16 protein-coding genes are annotated in these 21,915 nt (G+C 52.6%); 6 read left to right on the top strand and 10 right to left on the bottom strand.

Annotated features, from left to right (window positions below):
- Window positions 1–163: 163 nt before the first annotated feature.
- Window positions 164–3,469 (bottom strand): GH92 family glycosyl hydrolase, encoded by a 3,306-nt coding sequence (locus tag K3T83_RS48720; RefSeq protein WP_220210388.1) that lies wholly within the window; start codon window positions 3,467–3,469, stop codon window positions 164–166.
- 740 nt (window positions 3,470–4,209) lie between these two features.
- Between K3T83_RS48720 and K3T83_RS48715 the strand changes: the two genes are divergently transcribed.
- On the top strand, window positions 4,210–5,523 hold the full coding sequence (locus tag K3T83_RS48715; RefSeq protein WP_236065239.1) for a chitinase: 1,314 nt from the start codon (window positions 4,210–4,212) through the stop codon (window positions 5,521–5,523).
- A gap of 575 nt (window positions 5,524–6,098) precedes the next feature.
- On the opposite strand, the gene K3T83_RS48710 is transcribed toward K3T83_RS48715, so the two are convergent.
- The 6 genes from K3T83_RS48710 to K3T83_RS48685 all read right to left on the bottom strand — a co-directional run bounded on the left by K3T83_RS48710 (window position 6,099) and on the right by K3T83_RS48685 (window position 13,684).
- A complete protein-coding gene (locus tag K3T83_RS48710; protein ID WP_220210387.1) occupies window positions 6,099–7,160 on the bottom strand; it encodes a glycoside hydrolase family 43 protein in 1,062 nt (353 codons plus the stop codon).
- Window positions 7,161–7,197: 37 nt separating this feature from the next.
- A complete protein-coding gene (locus K3T83_RS48705) occupies window positions 7,198–8,256 on the bottom strand; it encodes a sialidase family protein (protein WP_220210386.1) in 1,059 nt (352 codons plus the stop codon).
- Window positions 8,257–8,360: 104 nt separating this feature from the next.
- Window positions 8,361–10,379 (bottom strand): glycoside hydrolase family 2 protein, encoded by a 2,019-nt coding sequence (locus K3T83_RS48700; RefSeq protein ID WP_220210385.1) that lies wholly within the window; start codon window positions 10,377–10,379, stop codon window positions 8,361–8,363.
- A 28-nt stretch (window positions 10,380–10,407) separates the two neighbouring features.
- Complete coding sequence (locus K3T83_RS48695; RefSeq protein ID WP_220210384.1) at window positions 10,408–11,334, bottom strand: carbohydrate ABC transporter permease; 927 nt, start codon at window positions 11,332–11,334, stop codon at window positions 10,408–10,410.
- Window positions 11,335–11,337: 3 nt separating this feature from the next.
- Window positions 11,338–12,249, bottom strand: a complete 912-nt coding sequence (locus K3T83_RS48690) for a carbohydrate ABC transporter permease (RefSeq protein WP_236065238.1) — start codon at window positions 12,247–12,249, stop codon at window positions 11,338–11,340.
- Between the two features lie 67 nt (window positions 12,250–12,316).
- Complete coding sequence (locus K3T83_RS48685; protein WP_220210383.1) at window positions 12,317–13,684, bottom strand: ABC transporter substrate-binding protein; 1,368 nt, start codon at window positions 13,682–13,684, stop codon at window positions 12,317–12,319.
- 466 nt (window positions 13,685–14,150) lie between these two features.
- Here K3T83_RS48685 and K3T83_RS48680 point away from each other — a divergent pair, with 466 nt between their 5' ends.
- The 5 genes from K3T83_RS48680 (at window position 14,151) to hemG (ending at window position 18,189) form a co-directional block, all read left to right on the top strand.
- A complete protein-coding gene (locus tag K3T83_RS48680) occupies window positions 14,151–15,170 on the top strand; it encodes a LacI family DNA-binding transcriptional regulator (protein WP_220210382.1) in 1,020 nt (339 codons plus the stop codon).
- Between the two features lie 227 nt (window positions 15,171–15,397).
- On the top strand, window positions 15,398–15,745 hold the full coding sequence (locus K3T83_RS48675; RefSeq protein ID WP_220210381.1) for an NAD(P)-binding protein: 348 nt from the start codon (window positions 15,398–15,400) through the stop codon (window positions 15,743–15,745).
- 341 nt (window positions 15,746–16,086) lie between these two features.
- On the top strand, window positions 16,087–16,683 hold the full coding sequence (locus K3T83_RS48670) for an ECF transporter S component (protein ID WP_220210380.1): 597 nt from the start codon (window positions 16,087–16,089) through the stop codon (window positions 16,681–16,683).
- A gap of 95 nt (window positions 16,684–16,778) precedes the next feature.
- Window positions 16,779–17,357 (top strand): hypothetical protein, encoded by a 579-nt coding sequence (locus K3T83_RS48665; protein ID WP_220210379.1) that lies wholly within the window; start codon window positions 16,779–16,781, stop codon window positions 17,355–17,357.
- A gap of 4 nt (window positions 17,358–17,361) precedes the next feature.
- Window positions 17,362–18,189, top strand: a complete 828-nt coding sequence (gene hemG, locus K3T83_RS48660) for a protoporphyrinogen oxidase (protein ID WP_220210378.1) — start codon at window positions 17,362–17,364, stop codon at window positions 18,187–18,189.
- Window positions 18,190–18,451: 262 nt separating this feature from the next.
- On the opposite strand, the gene K3T83_RS48655 is transcribed toward hemG, so the two are convergent.
- From K3T83_RS48655 to K3T83_RS48645, 3 genes are all read right to left on the bottom strand, one after another.
- A complete protein-coding gene (locus K3T83_RS48655) occupies window positions 18,452–18,955 on the bottom strand; it encodes a tetratricopeptide repeat protein (RefSeq protein ID WP_220210377.1) in 504 nt (167 codons plus the stop codon).
- A 191-nt stretch (window positions 18,956–19,146) separates the two neighbouring features.
- Window positions 19,147–21,081: a lipopolysaccharide biosynthesis protein gene (locus K3T83_RS48650; protein ID WP_220210376.1), complete on the bottom strand. Its 1,935-nt coding sequence runs from the start codon at window positions 21,079–21,081 to the stop codon at window positions 19,147–19,149.
- Between the two features lie 496 nt (window positions 21,082–21,577).
- Entirely contained in the window at window positions 21,578–21,874 is a 297-nt protein-coding gene (locus K3T83_RS48645; RefSeq protein ID WP_220210375.1) for a GlsB/YeaQ/YmgE family stress response membrane protein, read from the bottom strand.
- Window positions 21,875–21,915: the final 41 nt, after the last annotated feature.

Below are 21,915 nucleotides of genomic sequence, written 5' to 3'. Positions count from 1 at the left end.
CGATCGGACGTTTTTAGTATATCTATAATGAGCGCTTCTGTCAAGGCAAACTGACTCTTATTTGATAGACGCACTACACACATACCAGCATCCTCCCTAACCTCACGGCCAGAGAGGATGCTGGCAATGCTTCCCTGCATCACACCATAGATGCTTCTTTGCATCAGGCAATAGTAAAGGTAAAGATGTGAAGCGCTCCCATATTCATGGGATTTGGTAATGTGATGCTTGCTACAGTCTTGCCACTACTGAGTGCGATCGACTCGCTGGCGAAGACATATGTTGTGACCTTATCGTTCGGGTTGCGATACGATGTCTTGGCTGCTACTACGTTGTTATAGGCCACAGGCTCAGCACCAGCACCAAGCGTCCAATCGCTAAAGCCAAGCTGGGCGGTCTGCGTGCTGCCATCGGTATAGGTAATCGTGACCGTCCCCTGCGTATCGCCGTTGGTAGCACTGCCCAGGAACGAGAGGTGAGCGGCGTTGGCTGGAGCATTGGGCGTCTGGATCGTTTGCCCATTGACCTCGATATTGTCGTAAACGCCCGGCTGCACGTTGGGCCACGTGTACGCGATCCCACTGACCGTTACAGTCGCGCCCGGCGTAAAACCAGCGCTCGTCAACTGCTGAGCTGAATAGCTGTAGCCATCACCATCGAAATCTGCCGTGTTCGCACTGCTATCGTTGGAGATGCCGATGTTGTTGTAGTATGACAACAAACTGCCCGGTTTCGCCACAACCACCAGCAGCGTGATCGGTGGCAGTTTCTCCCCACTACTCAGTTGTGCCGAGAAGGTCACATTGTAGTAGCCTTCCGCCGTATCGGACGCGGCGGCAATTTGCACGTTCTGGCTATTAGTGCCGTTTGCCGGAACCGCGACGCTGCCAGAGGTGGGAGAGACGCTCAGGCCAGATGGTGCGGTCGCGCTCCATGCTACCGTATTGCCCTTGCCGTCAATGTTCTGTCCCAAAATAGCGATCTGTTGTGATCCTCCCGGACCTACAACGGCGCGCCCTGGCTTGAAGGAAACAAATGTTCCCGTCTCACCGGTCTGATACGATGGCGGCTCATCGGCAGCATTGGCCCCCCAGGATATATTCGCGGTAGTTCCCAACGTATAGCTGAGGGTGCCTCCCTTCGCCACAAAATCGGGTGCTAACCAGGGTTTCGTGCTGCTTTGACCATTCACTTGTAGGCTTTGCACATAATATGTCGTGGCAGAGGCTCCCGGAGCGGTGATCTGAATCGTCTGGCCGCTCTCACGATGCACGGTGATGCTAGGAAAGAGCGGGCTTGCCAGCACCAGATCGGCGGTGCCAGGTATTTCAGGGAACATGCCCAGCGCGGCCCAGACATACCACGCCGACATGGTGCCCAGATCATCGTTACCTGCAATACCACCGGGTCCGGGCGACCAGATCGTATTTTCGACGTTGCGTACAACCTGTTGCGCTTTGTAGGGTGTACCGACGTAATCATACTCCCAGGGCGTCTCGATGGTTGGCTCGTTGCCTAGAAACGCATTAGGCGAGTTTGGACCGCCATTCAACTGCGAGAAGAACGAGTCGAGGCGTGGCCCAACCTTCGCATTACCGCCAAAGGCATTGAAGAGTCCGCGCAGGTTAAACGGCACCATCCAGTTATATTGCGAACCATCGCCCTCAACCCAGCCGGTGCCACTGGTCGGCACATAGACTCCCGGGAACGATCCCTTGAGCGTGCGCGGCTCCAGATAGCCATCGGTGGGATTGTACAGCTTCTCCCAGTTCTGCGCCCGCGCCATAAACTTCTGTGCATTGGCGCTGTCGTCAAGCGCCTGCGCAAAGGCTCCAATGGCAAAATCCGCAGTGTTATACTCAAGCGTGGTCGAGGCCGCGCCATAGAAGTTGCAACAACCATAAGTGCCATCGAGCGGCTCGTACCCTGGATTATCCAGATAATTCAGGCCCGGACGCACATTGTTGGTCTGCGTCGCCTCTTTAATCATAGCTGCCAGAGCCGCTTTTGTATCAAAATCCCGAGCACCAAAGGCATAAGCGCTGGAGATAATCGCATCGGCGGGATCGCCAACCATCACATACGTCTCAGCGTTTGCCAGCGCCCATTTAGGCAACAGGCCGCTCTGCTGGTAGTCGTACACCATCGACTGGATGATATCGCTGGTCTCGCGCGGTGCTAGCAGCGCAAGCATCTGAATCTCTGAGCGATAGATATCCCAACCAGAAAAGTTGGCGTACAATGCATGACCCTTTGCAACGCTGTGGGTCTGCCCATCGAAGCCAATGTACTGCCCGTTCACATCGGAGAACACATTTGGCTGAAGCAGAACATGATAGAGCGCAGTATAGAACGTCGTCAATTGTGTCGTCGTTCCTCCGCTTACCTGAACCTCATCTAACCAGCGATCCCACGTCTGGTCAGCCTGTTGACGAGTCTGATCGAAGTTGCCGCGTGGATTCTCCTGAGTGACGTTGGCCTGCGCATTGGCAATGCTGACAAACGAGAGGCCAACCTTGACGCTGATTGCCGCGTTTTTGCTCGTATCGAAAGTCACGAACGCGCCAGAACCCGGCCCGGAGACGGAAACATTCGGATGCGATTGAGCAACCTTCCTGGTTTGCGCATCCGGCTGCGTCGTCTTATACAGCTTGGATTGGGCCTTGATCGCATCCCGCACAGCCGGGGCTGCCTGACTACCGCCACGCGCATTCGCGCTGCTTGGAGTCACGATGTCGTTATGCCAGGTGCCATAGGTCGCGAAGGGCTGGCTAAATTGCGCCCAGAAATAGACGCGATAGGTATCGTTGGCTCCGCAAAAACCACCACTGCTCGCCCAGCCAGAAATAGTGTTGCTCCCAATATTCGCCTGAGCATCGCCAACGCCGTTAATGGAGCCAGAGACATTAACCAGCATCGTTGCGGTCTTCCCGGTGGGGTAGGTAAAACGACCAGCACCGCTGCGCTGAGTTGCGGTCAGCTCGACGTCCACTCCATCGTCCAGCTTAACCTGATAGTATCCGGCTACAGCGGATTCGTTGCTATGCGAGAAGCTTGAAATATACGTTGTGGGACTGCTGGCTGGCGATGTTGTTACAGCACCAGCATAGGGCATAAACGGAATATCGCTGTATGCGCTACAGCCAGCACCGTTCAGATGAGTCAAACTAAAGCCCCTGATGTGGGTGTCGGGATACCAGTAGCCGCCCGGAGCATAGTTCTGGGTATCGGGGCTCCATTGCACCAGGCCGAACGGCACATCAGCTCCGGGGAAGGTATCGCCACCACCATATGGAGCGTTCTGCTGAACCCCTGTTCCGGTGAACGGGTCAACATAACTTGCTCGATCTACGGCGACTGACGCTGCGAGGACGCGGCTTGGCACTACATTTGCCAATAATGCCGTCATACAGGTAGCAATGACTACAAGAACAACAACGGAAAACTTCGCCTTGCGAACATGTGGCATGCTGTCCCTCCTTGTTTCAGCCGCTACACGGGCACTCTATATCAAGGGATAGCGAAAGCAGCATTCGCATCCTATACTTCTGTTTCATGAAGCAGGAACGCTAGAGATGAACGAGCTTCAACATCTCTGTCCCTCAACAAGAGTGCGCTTTTGTTTCAGCGGGAAACCTCTGGCACGAAGGTTCCCTTATTTGCGAGACACTATTATTATACGCACCACTCTACTCCTCATCCTTAGAGCAGAGAGCACTGACAACGATGTCAGCAGCAGCGTGTATCTCGTATTAACAGTAACATACACATGCAAGATATTCAAGTGCATCAGGCACTAAAAAGAAAAATCATGCAATATTCGCCCGTTACTTTTCAGTGGTCAGGGCTTTCCAATTCTCCCATCTAGCAGGAGTGCAGAGGGCGGCAGCCCTTTGCCGGGGTGCGGGGTGTCCCCGCAAAAAACTTTTTTCTTCTCTTTTGCGCGCCGCCTGCGGCGGCGCGCGAAGGAGGGAAGGAAACTGGGGACGCCCCAGGCCCCGGCAGGGAGACCCCTGCACCCCTTTGAGCGGAGAACTGGAAAGCCCTGTTTCAGTGGTATAGACATCTTGACATATAAACCAGTATCGACTATACTGAAAGAGATAGATACCCCCCTCTCTGTCCGGTGTCCGGGTGCCAACAACGATGCCAGACAGTCTATTCACCGACATGGATAGTTGGTGAAACATCTAATGCAAGGAGCTATGCATGCAAAACAGTAACATCTCTCAATTGAACATCTCCCAATTGAGAACGCAACTCAGCAACAAAAATGCGCTCATTACGCGCAAATATGTTGCGACCATTCCCTTGTTCGGACTCTTGCTTCTCTCTCTTATCGTCTTTACTTCCGTCAACCAGTCCAGCGTACAGGCAGCAGCCCTGCTCAGCACCAACTGGTATAACGCTGCTCCATACGTTATGCCGCTCGCGAATAATCCTCCCAGCCTGACAACCGTTATGTCAGAGAGTGGTGCCAAAGCCTTCACGCTGGCCTTTATCGTGGCCGATGGTGGTTGTACTCCCGCCTGGGAGAGCGACGCTGGCCTTATCGATGTCGCCTCTGACACTCAGGTCGGACCGATTATTTCAGCTATTCGTGCGGCAGGAGGAGATGTTGTCGTTTCGTTCGGTGGATATAATGGAACGAAGCTGGGACAGGTCTGCGGCACCCCACAAGCTACCGCAGCAGCCGAGCAAGCTATCATCAACAAGTACAGCCTCAAGGCACTTGATCTCGACCTGGAAGAACCAGAATACGAGAATGCAACGGCCATCAACAATGAGCTGGCGGCTGCTCAGATTTTGCAACAGAACAACTCTGGCCTCTACATCTCGATCACCATTCCAGGCACGACCGCCGGCACGGGCTGGTTCGGTCAACAGCTGCTCAACAACGCGAAAACGCTTGGCTACACACCAAACAACTACGCTATCATGCCCTTCGATGGTGGCTTTAGTGGCGCGAGCAGCCAAATTAGTGCATTACAGAGCTTCAACACGCTGCTCGTCAACACATTTGGTTGGAGCAGCGCAACCGCCTATGCTCACGAGGGCATCTCGTCAATGAATGGTCGTACGGATAGTGCGGAGTATTTTTATCAATCGGACTTTCAGACGGTGTTGAGCTTTGCGCAGACCAATCACCTGGCTCGCTACACCTTCTGGTCCGTCAACCGCGACCGCCAGTGCAGCCCGCCGGACAACAACGGCACGCTCTCTGGCACATGTAGCAGCGTAGCCCAAAACTCCTGGGACTTCACAAAAATTATCGTTCAGTTCGCCAATGGGGGAACATCTCCCACGCCGACTCCCACGACGGGCGGCGGGACGACGCCAACGCCAACGCCAACAACTGGCACCGGGAGCTGTGCAGGTGTCGCGGCATGGAGCGCAACAACGGCATACACGGGTGGAAGCAAAGTCACCTATAACGGAGCGCTCTGGCAGGCGCAATGGTGGAGCTATAACGATGTTCCGGGCGGCTCCTCCGGCGTCTGGATAAAGCTCGCAAACTGCTAGTATCCTCTGTTTAGCTATCAGGGAGACCGGCGTGTGGTCCTCTATGTCAAAGTTCATTACATCGTCGGTCAGATGCTTTAATGTCATTTGACGCATATCTCGGCTCTTGTCCAATTTGGATACTGGTGGCGAAGTCAAAATTATTCAGCTTCCACCCTACAAAAAAGGGAGGCGACAGGACACGTATCTCGTGTTTTGCCACCTCCCTTTTACCTTTACTCAACTGCCTAACTAATACCACAATAGTTGATATGCAAGCCTGCTTTGGGATCGGTAATCTGTACAATATAAATGGTCGTCAAAGAATAGGAATGCAAAAAAGTCTGATTGTAAAAGCTTTTCCAAGTTGCATACCTTTTTTCCTTCCTCCTTCCATAGAGTAGATGCCCTCAATTCCTCCCCGGCCCTCTCCCCAATGGTCTCTATGCAGCAAGAGATGCAGGACAAAAGCTTGGGTAAAAGTAAAGAATTACTTTCACCTATTGAAACGGTTGACTCTAGCCGGCATCTCTTGCAAAAGATATGTGGACATGATTTGGGGCTATATTTGGGACTATAGAGGAAACACGCTTGCGTTATTCCTGCTCCCCGGAAGGCGGTGTGAGAGCAGTATTCACGCTGATAGGCACGCCAAAGTTGGGAGTCCCGTCAGCATTCCAGGTAAACTCCTGCGCCCGCGTCTCGCGCCCCTCGTAGGTAAAATCGGCGGTCGTTTTGGCATGATAGACAATCCAGCTCTGTTTGCCATCTGGCGAGGTGGTAAATATGGCGCGGCCCGGCCCGTAGACGCCATTGGTCTCGCTATATTGGAAATATGGTCCACTCTTCTCCCACGACTCCCTCCTCAAGGGATCGCCGGTCCCATCGTAGGTCAACATGCCCGAGCAGTAGTTGTAGTTGCCCGTGTCGCTGGCCGAGTAGACAATGAAGGTTTTCCCATCGTGATAGAGCGCCTGCGGCCCCTCCGCCACCGGATAGCTCGATTGTCCCGCGCCTGCTCCGCGCTCCCAGGGCTGGTCCGGGTCGATGAGCAGTTGTGGTTCGCCACTCAAGTTCAGAGGATCGCTCATGGGTGCAATATAGATGGCATTGGTGCCATGTTCCTGCACATACATCATATATAGCTTATTCTCGATACGTAAAATCGATGCATCTATCGCGGTCGTCTCATCGGTGCCTCCCAGCTGTCCCTTGAATGTGTAAGGGCCGAGCGGGTCTGCCCCACTGCTCTGCAACACATAGATGCGATGGCTTTCGTTTTTGTTCTCAGCGGCAGCCGTAAAATAGACAAACCAATAGCTTTTACCGTGATACTCCAACTGAAATAGCGAAGGCGACCAGATCTGATACTGCGGCTGGTCGCCCTCTGGCGACCAGATTGTAGTCGCTGGTGCTTCAGCAACCTTTTCCAGATGAGGGCCATGCCAGATCTGCAAGCTGCCACGCGTTGATGTTCCCGTCAAATAATAGTTGCCCTGATAATACACTACAAATGGATCAGCTACAGACGCGATGGGATTATGAAACGTTGCTGCTACGGACATATGCTTTGTGGTTGGCACACAGGCAACAAAAAGAACATTGAGTAAAAGCAGAATAGCCGTCAATACACCAATACTTTTTCTCTTTGCCGCCATGTGCGCCATTTCCTTTCCTGATAGAATGAATAATGTATCAGAAAGTGCCAAACTTGATCTGAATGGCGCTGTTCAGATTGACTACGACGCCAACCTCGTTTGTCTCGGTCTGATAGATGGCTGGCCATGTCTCAGTACCGCTCCAGGCTGGCGGGCTGTTGAGATACCAGCTTTGCCCATTGTTATCGCTGATCGAGATCTGGTTAGTGGTTGCCGATGTGACCAGAATGCGGCCTGTAGACAGGACGGTTACATACGGTCCAGCTTGCTGGTTCGGGAGAACGGTGCCAAGATCGTTCGACCAGCTCGTACCATTGCTAGAAATCTTATAGTGAACGTTACAATTATCGGTCCCACACACCTCAAAGACGAGGATATATTGACCATTTGCCATGCGCGCAAAACCCGGCATGCCAGGGCGAGCACTTCCCGCTTGCGCTGCTGCGTAAATCTCCTGCCCCCACGTCGCACCACCATCACACGATACACGTTCTGATACGACCTGGCTATAAGAGGGATTGTCATCAGCATGCTTCTCGTTCGCGTAGAAACCAGCGATGCAGCCGTTAGGCATGACGTACAAAAACGGCTCCCATAACCCTCGATTAAAGCGCCCCTGCGAGTTTGGATTGGTGTCAAGCTGGCTTACATAGCTCCACGTATAACCGCCATCCGTACTCTTCACAATTGGCAAGCCAAACCAGTTGAGATCGGTCTGACGGTTGCGCATCGCCATGATAATTGTACCGTTCGACAACTGCACCATTTGCGATTGCTCCTGAATATGCCCGCCATGATCTGTTGGCGAGGGAATAGAGGCAATCACTGTATAGGTCGGGTTCGCAGGATTGCTCCTGGCAACTTTGATAACTGGCGTGCCATTGGCCGGATATTCGGTATAGGTGATGAGATTATCGCCCTGCTTATCCCAGGGCAACATGCGCCCCCACGCTGGAGCATTGGTGTTGCTTACCGTCACACTCACGAACCAGTTAATCGGTCCCGCCGCATACGCCTCTGGTGCCAGGATCAACAGCCCCATCAACAGGGCGAACAGAGAGGGGACAAGACATTTCCATCCTGGAATGTGTTTCATCGTGAAATTCCTTTCTCATCTTTGCATCATTCAATGACAACTTTGTTTGCTCACATGGCAAAACTTGCGCGCTATCTCCCCCTTTCTCCGGGATGAGCGCATGCTCACCCCAACTCAACATCAAGAAACTCATAGGCACGATCCGCGCCCTCTCCATCTTCGAAACGAACAACCAGGCGACCTTTCGTCTGACCTACAAGCAGTTGGGCGCGCACAGGAAGAGAGCCAGTAATCGTAAATGGAGCTACCTCCAACTCTACGGCCTCTTCTTGCGCCGATCCTTCCCATCCCCAGATCAGCTTGCCCACAAGAGGCAGTGCTCCCTGGTGTGACAGCCGCACCGTGACCTCGATGTCTGGCTGCTTTGCAGCATAATCAAGGCCCGGACTCACAGGAACGAGATCGAAAATGATAACGGTCTCCGCGTTCACATGAGCGGGATTGCATCCCAATGGCTTGAGTTGCCTCTGTGCTGTATAAATGCCGCACAACTCATGCTCGACATCGTACAGTTCTGTATAGATATAGCCGCTGACGGCATCGTGACGCCGCAACTCCTGCGTCTGCCAGCGTAGATGCCAGCCGCGCTCAACATCGGTACTACCCCCACCATACTCGCCATTCATCAGTGGCAGCCCGCTATGATCGGTATCAGGCAAACTCAGCTGAGTCTCGTACCAGTTATCAACCGCCAGTTGATGCCCGAACCAGCTTGACATATCGTTCACCAGCGCCGTTGTCGTCGCATTCCAGCCGCGAATATCGTTGTCGTAATAATGCCAGTCCAGCACATCCGTCTTGACGTGCGACCAGCCGGAATCGTCGATAATCGGACGGCTCGCATCCAGCCCTGAGAGGAGATCATAGGCCCGGCTCACCGCTTCCTGCTTCTCTTTATCCTGCGCCGTTCGCCAATCCAGACCCCACTCTTCGTTATAAATACCCCAGAGAATGATGCTGGGATGATTGCCATCACGCTCCACCATCGGTGCCAGCTGCGCCTCAAAGCGTGCAATGGCCTCCGGCGAGTAGCGCCCAACGCAGGGTGGCTCGGCCCAGACCAGCAAACCCAGACGATCAGCCCAATAGAGCCAGCGCGGATCTTCAAATTTTATATGCTTGCGGATCAGGTTATAGCCTGCAACCAGAGCCAGTTCCACATCCTGCCGCAACGCCTCATCGGTAGGGGCCGTATAGCCGCTATCGGGCCAGTAGCCTTGATCCAGCGCACCTCGCAGATAGAGCCGCTCTCCATTCAAGAGCAGGCGGTTGCCCCTCGTTTCAATGCGCCGCAAGCCTGTATAGCTACCCACGCGATCCTCTCCATCCTCGCTCTTGAGCCGCAGCGTGACATGATAAAGGCGAGGCGTCTGCGGCGTCCAGAGTTGAGGGTTATCAACAGAGAGAGTCAACGCGATAGTCGAGCGGCCCTCCACCGCAATCACCTGCTCTGGCTGTCCCTCGACTTGCATAAGCAGCTCAGCAGTAAAAAGATGTGGCCCGGCAAGCACCACCTGTACGGCAATGCTTGCTAGATCATCTCCCGCCCGCAACTGCACCTGCTCAATAGCGGTTGCCGGACGCCCCTCTACCCATACTGACTGCCATATCCCGCTGCTAGCCGTAAACGCACACCCATCATAATCATCAACGGGACGACTCCGCTGCTTCCCATGTGGAATAGCCAGCTTATCCAGCGGTGCCTCCACGCGCACTATTAATTCACCTTTTCCCTCCTCAAGTGCATCCGTTATATCAAAGGAGAAGGGCAGATAGCCACCTGTATGCTCGCCTATCCAGCTCCCGTTGAGCCAGATCTGACAGCTATAGTGTACTGCACCAAAATGCAGGATCACCCGTTCTTGCTGCCACTCAACCGGCACGCTGAGAAAGCGCCGATACCAGCCCACCGGCAACCATTCACACGCGATCTGGGACGCGGTCGTCTCCCATGCAAAGGGAACCGTGATGTCTCCCGTCCATCTCGTTTTGCCCGGTTGCTGCCACTGAGCCTCCCGGCCCTCGTCGGCAGCATCGGCCATAAAATCCCACACCCCATTCAAGCTCAACCAGCGATGAGAGCGATCAAAGTTGGGACGTGGATACTCAGGGCGCACATTCATAGATACATCAAGCCTTTCTAGCAATAGGTTAACCTTTGACGCCACCAGACAAAATGCCGCGAATAAACTGACGCTGAAGTACGATGAACAGGATCAGCACTGGCAGTGTGGCAAGCGTGCTGGCAGCCAGGATCTCTCCCCAGGCGTCGTGACCGGTCATACCCGGCTGGGCGTTGTTGATCTGAGTAGCCAGGGCTGAGAGCATTACCTGAAGCGTCTGCATATCATCGGTATTCGTGACGATCACCGGCCAGACAAAATCGTTGTAGATATCCAGGAAGGTGAGGATTGCAAGCGCTGCCAATGCAGGCTGGATCAGCGGCAAGACGATACGCCAGTAGAGTGCAAACGAGGTGCAACCATCGATGCGCCCGGCATCCAACAACTCATTCGGCACCTCGGCGATCTGCTGCCGCATCCAGAAGATCGAGAAGGCACCAATCGCCCCCGGCAAGATCAATGCCTGATACGTGTTGACCCAATCCAGACTACCCATCTCTAACAGCAGCGGCACCAGCATTACAATCGGCGGCAACATCAACGTCGCAAGAACCAGCGTAAACAGAGCGTCGCGACCCCGAAAATGAAACTTGGCAAAAGCAAAACCGGCCAGTGGACAGAAAAAGAGCGTCAACGCCCCCTTACAGATCAGCACGATCAGCGTGTTTTGGAAGCCAACCCAGATCGGGACCGAAGAGAGCAACGCCGCATAGTTATTGAAAGACAGTGTGTGGATATCCAGGCTTAACGGAGCAGTCGCGATCTCGTCACCGGGTTTGAAGGATGAGGTAATCATCCAGTAGAGCGGATAGAGCGAGAGCACAACAACCACCAGCAGAAAAACGTAGCATAGGATATCAGCCGCCTTCACAGGAAAACGACGATGAATAGCATGCGTCACGGAACGCGATTGCGCAGGAATATGTTCTATTCGACTTTCTATTCTATTTGCCATACATCAGACCTCATCTCCGGTACGCAGCAGGCGCAGCATGATCAGAGAGACAACAATAACGATGATCATGAGCAAGAACGAATTCGCCGCTCCAGTCCCCAGATCTGAATTATTAATGTAGCTCAAAAGCTGATAACCGGCTGTGGTCGTAGAATTATAAGGGCCGCCTTTCGTCAATACATATGGCTCCGCAAACATCTGAATCACACCTAACGTGGAGACAACGACAAAAAATCCAATCGTTCTCCGCAACAACGGAACCGTGATGTGCCAGAATTGCGCAAGCGCGTTCGCCCCATCCAGCGAGGCCGCCTCGTAAAACTCCTGTGGGATATTCTGGATCGCCGCCAACATCACCAGAATCGCGAAGCCGCTGCTCTTCCAGAGTACTAACAGGGCCAGCGTCGGTTTCGCCCACATGCTTGTCGTCAGCCAGCCAACGTTGGCTAGATGAAGCAGATGCAGGAGCGTATTAACCGTCCCGAAATCCTGATCGAAGAGCACGAGCCAGACCTGAGCAACGGCGAGCAGCGGCACCACATAGGGCGTCAACAGGGCAGTACGAAAGAACCAGCGAAAGCGCAACGTCGCTCGTGAGAGCAACACCGCGATCAGAATCGCTACAATCGTCTGTCCCGGCACAATCGCCAGCCACAAAAAGGCCGAGTTCCAGATCGATTGCCAGAAGAGGCTATCGGTCAATAGAAAGATATAGTTGCCCAGCCCGATATAGTGGGGATTGTCGTCTCCGTGCCAGTACATAAAGCTGAGGTTGAAGGCATAGAGCAACGGGTAGAGGCCGAAGGCTGCGAACAGCAAAAAGAAGGGCGCGATAAACACATAGGGTGAAAAATCGCCCCCCAGCCAATTTCGCAGCCGTCCGATGCTGCCAGATGCAGGCTTACTCGTCACCACAACGCAAGCTTCCTTTCCAGTACGAGGACTCAGTTGCCTGAGTCCTCTCTCACAAAACGGTTGCAGGTTAAGAGCGAGCTATCAGCTTGGTCTGGATATCGTTGGCCGACTTTGTAAGTACCTCTTGAGGAGTCATCTGCCCATCCAACAGGCGCTGAATGTTGGCTCCAAAGTATGGTATTGCCTGATTGTACCAGGAAGGATAGACATAGTTTCCCGAAATATCCTTAACAGTCCCCGTAACCGTTTCCCACAAATTCTGCTTCCCAAGTCCATCAGAGTTCTGATACAACTGCTTGGAGAGCGCTGGCGTATACGATGGCAGCGACGTATTGAGGCCACCCGGATAGATCTTATTCGGACCATAAACGGCCTGATATCCATCCGGGCTAAAGACGAGATGCTCATAGTATAGCCAGGCCAGATGAGGATTTTTCGCCTTTTTAGGAATGATAAACGAGCTGCCGCCCATCACAGCTCCACGTGAACCACCCTTTGTCCAGGCTGGCAGCGACATAGCACGCCAGAGCCCCTTCGTCTTCTTCAAAAGCAGCTCCGGCCCATACACGGCCCAGACCGCCCAGGGATTGAAGATTTCCAGGCCACCATCAAGCGCGGCAACATCGCCCGGCGACTGGTAAACTGCACGCGTACCAATGCCCTCGTCGCGCACTTTTTTGAGGAAGTTCATAATGTTGAGATATTGAGGCGAATCGATTTGCAGCTTTCCGTCCTTATCAACCATACTGACCCCTTGCTGGTTCGCAAACATGTTTACCCAGAGCTGCGTCAATCCTGGATCTTGCTCCAGATGGATCGGCTTCACCTTCGGCCCCAACTTATCTTGCAACGTATGGGAGGCGGCAATCAGATCATCGTACGTCTCCAGCGTCTTGGGATCAATACTTACCTTCTGAAGCAAATCTTCGCGGTAAAACAGCAGGCCCGGATCAAGATCCCAGGGCACACCCAGAATGCGCCCGTTATGGGTGTTGACCTGCAACTTGAATGGTACGATGTCTTTCACATATGGCTGAATCCAATCGGTGATGTCGTAATAGTGAGAAGAGAGCACCGGCAGGTTGTTATCTTCATAAAAAGCGCCATCTGGCACGTTCACTCCGGTTGTGAGCGTCGAGGGCAACTTGGCATCGACATCAACAGCGACATGTTTCACTTTAATGTCGGGGTATTTCTTGTTAAAAGATGCAATGGTGGCATCAAATACCTGGAAGAGATCGCCTGAACGGTCCCAGATCACGATCTCGCCTGAGAGCGATTTACCGCCGGTCGTCGCGGGTGCTGATTGCCCACAGGCCGCAAGACCCAATCCACCAGCGGCAAACAATGTGCTGGCAGCGGTGGTTTTCAAAAAGGAGCGGCGCGAAATAGGAGTAGGGGAAGACGCCGATGTTGTGTCAGGCTGCGTTGACATGATACAAATGTCCTTTCCTCATCTCTGCGTTGATAAATAAAGGGACACGACAGAAATAAATGAGTCCAATGGCAAAAAAGCTAAGCAATGCCCACAGCACGTGCAGACACACGTACAAGTTGGCAACCTGCCTACGTGTTGCCAACCCATTATACCGTCTCATTACGATATAAGAGCGATGAAGGGCTATTGCGCAAAAAGCTAAGAGTAGTTTCTTTGCCATGTGGTTCAACGTTGAACCAAGTATACCATCCTCATTCCGCGATTGTCAAGCCAGATGCCTGTAACTTTACAGCGCAGTGCGGCTTGCTTAGCATATTTTACTCACATGGCTGATGCAAATCACAGCATACAGGTCGGACTGGTGCTGTTTGACAACGAACAGGTCGAAATGCTATCATGATACAACGTTAAACTGATGGATAATTAGTGCGTAAGCACGTCTACTACACGAGAAGCGCAAACAATGACAGTACACCTCAAAGATATTGCCGAGTATACGGGTGTCTCAATCAAGACCGTCTCAAATGTCGTGAACGGTAATTTCGCGCGTGTCAGCGCTGAAAAGCGTCAACAGGTGCTAGATGCAATCAAAAAGCTCAATTATCAGCCCAATGTGGCGGCCCGGCATTTGCGAAAGGCTCCGGTGGGAGTTATTGCCTATGCGTTTCCCGACCTCTCCAATCCATATTTCTCCGATGTTGGTAATGCCATCACTGCCGCCGCCGCGGAACAGGGATATACTATCCTGCTCGACTATACGCGCAGTGAGCGCGAAAAAGAGTTGCTGGTTGTCAAAGGATTACGCCCTCATCTCGTCGATGGCATCATCCTTGATTCGCACACGCTCGACGTAGAGGATGTTCCCTCGGACCAGACAAAAGGCGCGATTGTGCTCCTAGGCGAACGTCTCTTTGGCGCTCCCTTTGATCACGTTCTCATCGACAATGTGGCCGCCGCCCGTATCGCCACGCAGCATCTATTAAGCCTGGGCCGTCGCCGTATCGCTGTGATTGGTGTGGTTGAGCAGTGTCAGAGCGAGGCACCATCGTTGCGTTTACAAGGCTATATGCAAGCGCTCAATGAAGCTGGACAGGAGCTTGACCCGCTCTTACTGGCAAATGGTGGCCTCTGGCATCGGGCCGATGGAGCGGCATCGATGCGCTATCTGCTCTCGCTCGATTCGCCGCCCGATGCCGTCTTTTGCTTCAACGATCTGATGGCGTTGGGAGCCATGTCTGTGCTGCATGAAGCTGGCCTGCGCATCCCTGAAGACATCGCGATCATTGGCATCGATGATATCGAAGATGGGCGCTATGCTCATCCATCCCTTACGACTATCGCCCCCGATAAAGAAAAAATGGGCCAGTGCGCCGTTTCGTTGCTCATCGGGCGCATCAAAGGCACACGTACCCAGGCACCTGAATGCGTCAACGTCCCATTCCATCTCTGTATTCGCAAAAGCACAGTCGGGAATGCTCAATAGTTCAAGGAACCAGATAGAGGTTTCCCCAGGATACGCGCGAAAATATGCATCAAGCAATTTTTTACTATACGCTTCGCACCCGGTCTTCTACAATAGCTTCATCGTTACGGGTGCAATGCATTTCCTGACGTTGTTGCTCACCTTACGCTGAATGTTTTCGACAGCTTGCTATTCTGACCGCCTCGGCTTCGGGATGGTCAGGCAAGCAACTATAAAGGCCACCATCTATGACACAGACCGGATTAACGTCTCACCAGTGCCTTTCCCTGGTCATCGGCGCGGGAATCGCGGGATTGCTGGCAGCTCGTGCACTCTCTGAGCATTACGAACAGGTGCAGATCGTTGAGCGAGATATCCTGCCAGAACATCCTGAATATCGGGCAGGAACGCCTCAGTCCTTCCATTTACATCGTCTCATAAGCCGGGGAAGAACTGTTCTAGAGGTTCTGTTTCCCAATCTCATTTCCGAGTTGTTGGAGCGCGGAGCCGCCTCAACAGCCAATAAAGGCATGCACTTTGTCAATCAGTTCGGCCAATTCACCATCTATGATCCGACAGAATATGCATCTACCTGAGATCATTCTAGCCTATGCTAACAGAAAGCATGCAATATGGAGTCGCCAGAGATGGCGGCTCCATATTGCATTTTCACAACTCCTTCCTCCTAAAAAGGCAACCACTCCAAAAATAGCCCCTCATCCCTATTGACAAGATATATTAGCATGCCCTAATATCTTAGTAAGAAGGTCGGATATATCCATGCCGCCTTATCCTTGAACCAACCAGGGCATAAATCCACCTTCTTCCAATATGCATACAACGTCGTTGCAAGTACCAATGTACCTTCATCAATGAAACCACATTGGTACGTCCTGTTGTATTGTCGTCTCGACGTATAAAAGAAAAGGAATTCCCAATGAAGTCATCGTCCCAACGTAGCCTGTTTGTCTGGAGTACCCGCGAGATTTTGTTGATTGCCGCCATTGGCGTTGTTTTCGGCCTGATCCTCGTCTCCTCCCTCTACGCCTTCTCGTTCGCCGTCGCACTCGGCCCGTTCGCCGCCTGGTCCTGGATCGGCCTCTATCTCATGCCATCGTTCTTTATTGGCTACATCCTGCGCAGGCCAGGATCAGCGCTGCTCACCGCCGTTCTCTATAGCCTCGTGATGTTGCTCTTCTCGCCGTACGGACCTCTTATCCTTATTAACTGTGCCTTCTATGCCATCTCTGGTGAGAGCGCCATCGCAATTGGCACCCGTTACCGTTCATTTAGCCTGCTCTGGATGATTCTGGCGGGCGCAGTTGGCGGCATTGTCATGATCGTGCTCTACCTTATTTTTTATCCCGCCTCCCTCTTCGAGTTTGCTCTGCCTATTTTTATCGCTGTCGTCGCCGTCACGCTCGCCAGCGGGATAATCAGCTCCATCATCGCCAAGTTGCTTGCCGACGCGCTTGCTCGCACTGGCGCGCTTTCGGGAACAGCTCTGAAACGCGACGATACGCAAGAGGTGTGAGGTGTAAATAAGGGAGATGGAGCCGTTTTGTGAGCCTCTTGTGACAATAAATTGTAGCTTTCTTCTAACAGAATTGCTAAGCTTCTAAAAGAAGGATGGATAACCTGCCCGCTACCGCCAGAATCGAGCAACAATTTGGTGCTCATCTCTGGAGCGTCTTCTTCGCTGTGCCCACCGGACGCGCGACGCAAGACGCCATCCTTTCTCCCGCCGAACACGAGGACTGCTTCAACTATCTCGCCGACCTGAGCCAGCAGATACCATTCAGCATCAAAGCAACAGCCGCGCCTGCATATCGACGCGTGCTATTACAACGCCAGATACAAGGTGATCCTTTCAGTACGCAGGGCCGACTGATGGGTGGACGAGCACCTGTACCGATCAATGATGGTCAGGGATTTGTCTTTATCTCGCATACTGGCGATATCTGCCCCAGCGGTTTCCTCCCGCTTCCAACTGGTAACGTGCGCTCGTTTTCATTAACGACTACCTACCAAAATCATCCGCTGTTCCGCTCATTGCGTGATCCAGAACAACTCAAAGGGAAGTGTGGGGTATGCGAATTTCGCACGATATGTGGTGGCAGCCGGGCGCGAGCTTATGCAAGCACTGGTGATCCGCTGGCGGCTGATCCATCCTGTGCCTATATCCCGGCAGCAGCAGAAGGGATATAAGCATATGCCCCATATCGCTATCATTGGCGGTGGAATCTCCGGTCTCGCCACAGCACATCATCTTTTATGCAACCAGACTGTGCCAATAGACATCACGCTGATAGAGACCAGCAATCGCCTCGGGGGGAAGATTCGTACGGGACAGGTTGCGGGCACGGCTATCGATCTCGGCCCCGAAGCATTTATCGCACGCGTCCCGGCGGCCAGAGCACTCTGCCACGACCTTGATCTAGAAGAGCAACTCATAGCACCGTCTACTAGCCGCTCATACCTGTGGACAAGAGGACGGCTATGCCCATTTCCAGAGGGGCTTGTCTCCGGGGTGCCAACCAGCCCGACCGCGATTATCCGTTCGGGCATCCTGTCGTTGCCGGGCATTGCACGAGCCGGTTTTGATCTGCTCCTGCCACGCAGTGATATCTCCGCCGATCCAACGGTCGCGCAGGTCATCGGGCAGCGCTTCGGTCAGGAGGTGGTTGATCAACTGGTCGAACCGCTGCTTGGAGGTATTCACGCGGGGAGAGCAGACCATCTCAGCCTGGCGTCGGTGGCACCCCATCTGGCACTTGCCGCGAAGAAGCACCGAAGTTTAATGCCAGGGCTACGCTCTGCACGTCCCACAGACAAAGAGAAAGCGGCCCCTATGCTCTTGAGCATACAGGGAGGGTTAGCACGATTGATCGAGCGCTTGCAACCGCGACTATTCGCACTGACACCCAGGTACTCACCATCACATCGCCAGCATAGAATCGGCGTTGACAAACTGGCCCAGCATCGTGCTAACAGAGGCCGCATATCACGGTGTCGGGATTGCCTCGTGCATCCAGGATAGCGTTCGCGCCGCCACTCAAATACGCGCATACCTGGAACATGCAGGGGTCGCGGCAACGAGGGATTGATGCAGGAGAACAAAGCGGTTCTGCCCGACGATGAGCTTTAATAAAACCGTAGCGACAATCCCTTGTGGTTGTCGCAGGCAATACATGTATAAAAACAATGCCTGCGACAACCACAAGGGATTGTCGCTACGGGACAGGAATTATTCCGGTATTGCTAAACACATTTCCCGAATACACACAGCAACCCGGTAATCATTACTCTGTCTCATCGAGATGTTGCGCATAGTACAGAAGAGGACGTTTGAAGTATTGCAGCTTTTCGTCGGAGGTTGTTTCCAACAAGTTCATCAAAGCCAGCTCCATCGCTTCTTTGTACTGCTGACGATTGTACAGGGTCATCGCCAGAAAGATCTGAAGTGCGCGGTTATGAGGAAAATCTTTGACGCCTCGCCGCAGGGTTTCCTCCGCCTTCTCATATTCTCCCAATCCACGATAGGTGCTGCCCAGGCCCAGATAGGCTCTTTCCAGGTCCGGCCCGGTAAGACCTTGAGCCAGTGCGCGTAGATAATAGGGGATAGACTCATGCTCAAGCCCCAGGTTGTCATGCGCAACCGCAAGCTGAAAGGTAATCTCGGAATTGTCAGGGTAAACTTTCCCCAGTTCTAAAAGGAGAGTTCGCGCCTGCCCCAGAATAGCCTGATCCTGCTTTGCACGCCCCTCCTCGCGCAACCGGATAGCCTCGTCTAAACGCTCTCGCATGCCTGTGGTCTCCATCATATCTTCCTCTCTATGGTTATTGTTCCCGTATTCTATCATAGATGGACCAACAGATCTAAACATCAAGTCACATGACAGGGGCCAGGAAAGCCCTGCTCTTTTGATGGAGCGCTCCACGCAGTACCAGTGATTGACGTCAAGCCAACCTACACAACACAGAAATACCCCTATGCCTATACGCTGGCTTTGTTCGGCTCCTTCCTGAGAGCATGCTGTACAAATCCCACCAGCCCCATAATTTTCTTAGGCGTCAGCCCACCCAGAGCAAGTAGAAGGATGCCGTAAAGCAGAAGAGTGAGAAGAATGATGAGCCAGTTTCCCACCTCATTGTGGCCCTGGACCAGGAATCTCCCTCCCAGATAGAGAGCGATTCCAATAAACAGCTTGAGCAAGAAAGAGCCAATCCCAAAGTCAATAGGATAAATACGTCGATTTACGATATACGATACTGTGGCAAGTACTACATAAGCAATCAGTGTTGATACCGCTGCCCCCATTTCTCCATAACGTGGAATCAGGATCAGATTGCAGATCAAGTTTATGCTTGCCGAAATCACCATATACATGAACTCCAATCCTGTTTTGCGGCGAATATTCACGCCAATCATAAACATATACCAGATGCCCTGGAGCATAGTGGATAAGGTGATCAGCGGAATAATTGCTGCACCTACGCGATAGGATGGGTCGTAGAAGATGTCAAGAACCAGGATACTCACCAGAGAGAGTCCGAAGGCTCCAAAGAGCAAGATGGTGCTCCACCAGCGAAACACAAGGCCGTAGATGCGAGGAGCATCCTCTCGTTTAGAAAGGGAGTACATAATAGGCCGCCAGGCCAGCCCCCAGGGAGCAAGGAGAACGGGAGACAGGACTCCACCTAAGACATACGCCACTCTATATTCCGCAGACTGATCTATTCCTGCGCCAATCAAGGTGAGCAACCAGCTATCAGAGGCTTGCAACACCCAGGAGGCGATATCGCCGAAAAGGGTTGGGATGCCAAAGGTGAGCATGCTCTTCGCAATATCAAGGCGAAAGCCCAGCCCGTCGGCACGCACAAGGCGGAGAAATATCTGAGGGTAAGCAAAAGCAATGGTAATGAAATAGCCGATGCTCTTAGCTATGAGGGCACCAATCACTCCCATATGGAGAACACCAACCAGCACAATACTCATCAGCAGACCCAGCACGGTCCCGGCAATGGACAGGCAGGTAAAAGGTATCGGACGCTTTTCCGCTTGAAACCAGGAACTCGCCGGGAAAGAAAGATTCTCGGCAACGATGATGATACCGGTAAGCATAACGGGTCCGCTATATGCTGTGCTTTTTAAGAAAGTCTGTGACAGAAAGGGTGCGATATAGACTATACCAATCGCAGCGGGGAGAGAGGCGAGCGCAAGCAAGAGAATAGTGTTCGCGAGAACCCCAGCACGATCTCGTGGTGTTTCATAATCCTTATTGTAAGCTCGGAAAAATGCCGAACTCAGCCCTAATTGTGTTATTGTTGAGATCAGATCAATAATGATATAGAGATCGAGCAAGGCACCAAGATCGGGCTTAGAAAGAGTTCGCGTTAAATATGGCGTCAGAATGAGAGAAGACAGAGGAGACATCATCGCGCTTATCGCATAGATGCCTGAGCTTTTCACCATCTCAACCGCGAGCGAAATATATCCCCCGGCACCTTTCTTGGTTTGTTCCTTCTTCTCCGCCGCCTGCTTCTCCGCGACCGCTGCGGTCGCTCCAGCAATAGTCGTTGCTGATTTTGGTATCGCAGGCATGATCCAGGTCGCCGCATCAGCCCAGTCACCATCTACCTCCTGAGGCAAGGACGGTAGCCCCAGACGAATTGCTCTCAACTCTGTTGAGAACGACAGGCCAGGCATATCGATAGCAGGTAACTGCATAGTCGCAACCTGGTCGATGCCGTTCAAACGCTTTGTCACAATTTTATCGATGGAGGGTATCTCAAACGTTGCGGCATCTTCGGCATCTGCAGTCACAGGATCGAGGGAAGTTGTCACGGGGACATCCCAATCTCCTGGTGATCTGAACTGACGTAGCGACTTTCCCGTTGTTCTCTTCCCATTTTTACGCGTATCATTCATAAGACTGACTCTGCCTCGTTCTCAAACTCCTTAGGAAAGGAGATCGTATTGTCACTGACCTGTAAGCCGTCGTGAGGGTGAGCATTGGCAGCAAGTTTATACGTTGCGAATCGCTGGGAGGCTGGGTCGAAGAAGAGCACACTATCTCCATTGGAATCAATGAACCAGATCAACTCATTTCTGGCAACGCCGATGCCCGAAGTATGCTTATCAGAATGAGGTCTGGGGAACTGTTTCTTGCACATGTGTCCATTATAGACGATCGTATCTATAAATAGTCCCTTTTGATCCCAAAGTATCAAAGAATATATACAAAAGGTTGCTTCAGCGCTGTACTATGGAAATTTTCATGAGATATTTTTTGATCATTATCTACAAAACAAAAAATCCCTGGCCTCCTCATCTTCTTTCTTTTTTGGGAAGAGCCAGAAGGCGATAAAAAAACAGCCTGCTGGATTGGCAGGCTGTTTTTCCATCGCTCAAAAGGTCTGAGATGTTAGACGGTCCTTCGTGAGCGGAATGCATTCACCAGGAGGAAGACGATACATGCGCCGATAAAGGCAACGACCAGGCTTCCCCAGAACGCATACGTGGCGTCAGGCACAAGCAGGTTCAAGATGAGGCCACCGATAAAGGCTCCAATCAGGCCCACGACCATATTACCAAGCAAGCCAAAACCTTTGCCCGGAATAACCCAGTCGGCCAGCGCCCCGGCCACGATTCCAATCACGATCCAGGCAATAATGCCACCAGGATTCAACGCAGCGCCAAGTACAAGTGTTGCAATTCCCATGTAGTACACCTCTCTCTTTCTTGAACGGTGAAGCTCAAATG

It is taken from the genome of Reticulibacter mediterranei, assembly GCF_016587455.1.
The sequence above is the reverse complement of the archived record's forward strand: the minus strand, read 5'-3'. Positions and strand labels throughout refer to the sequence as shown.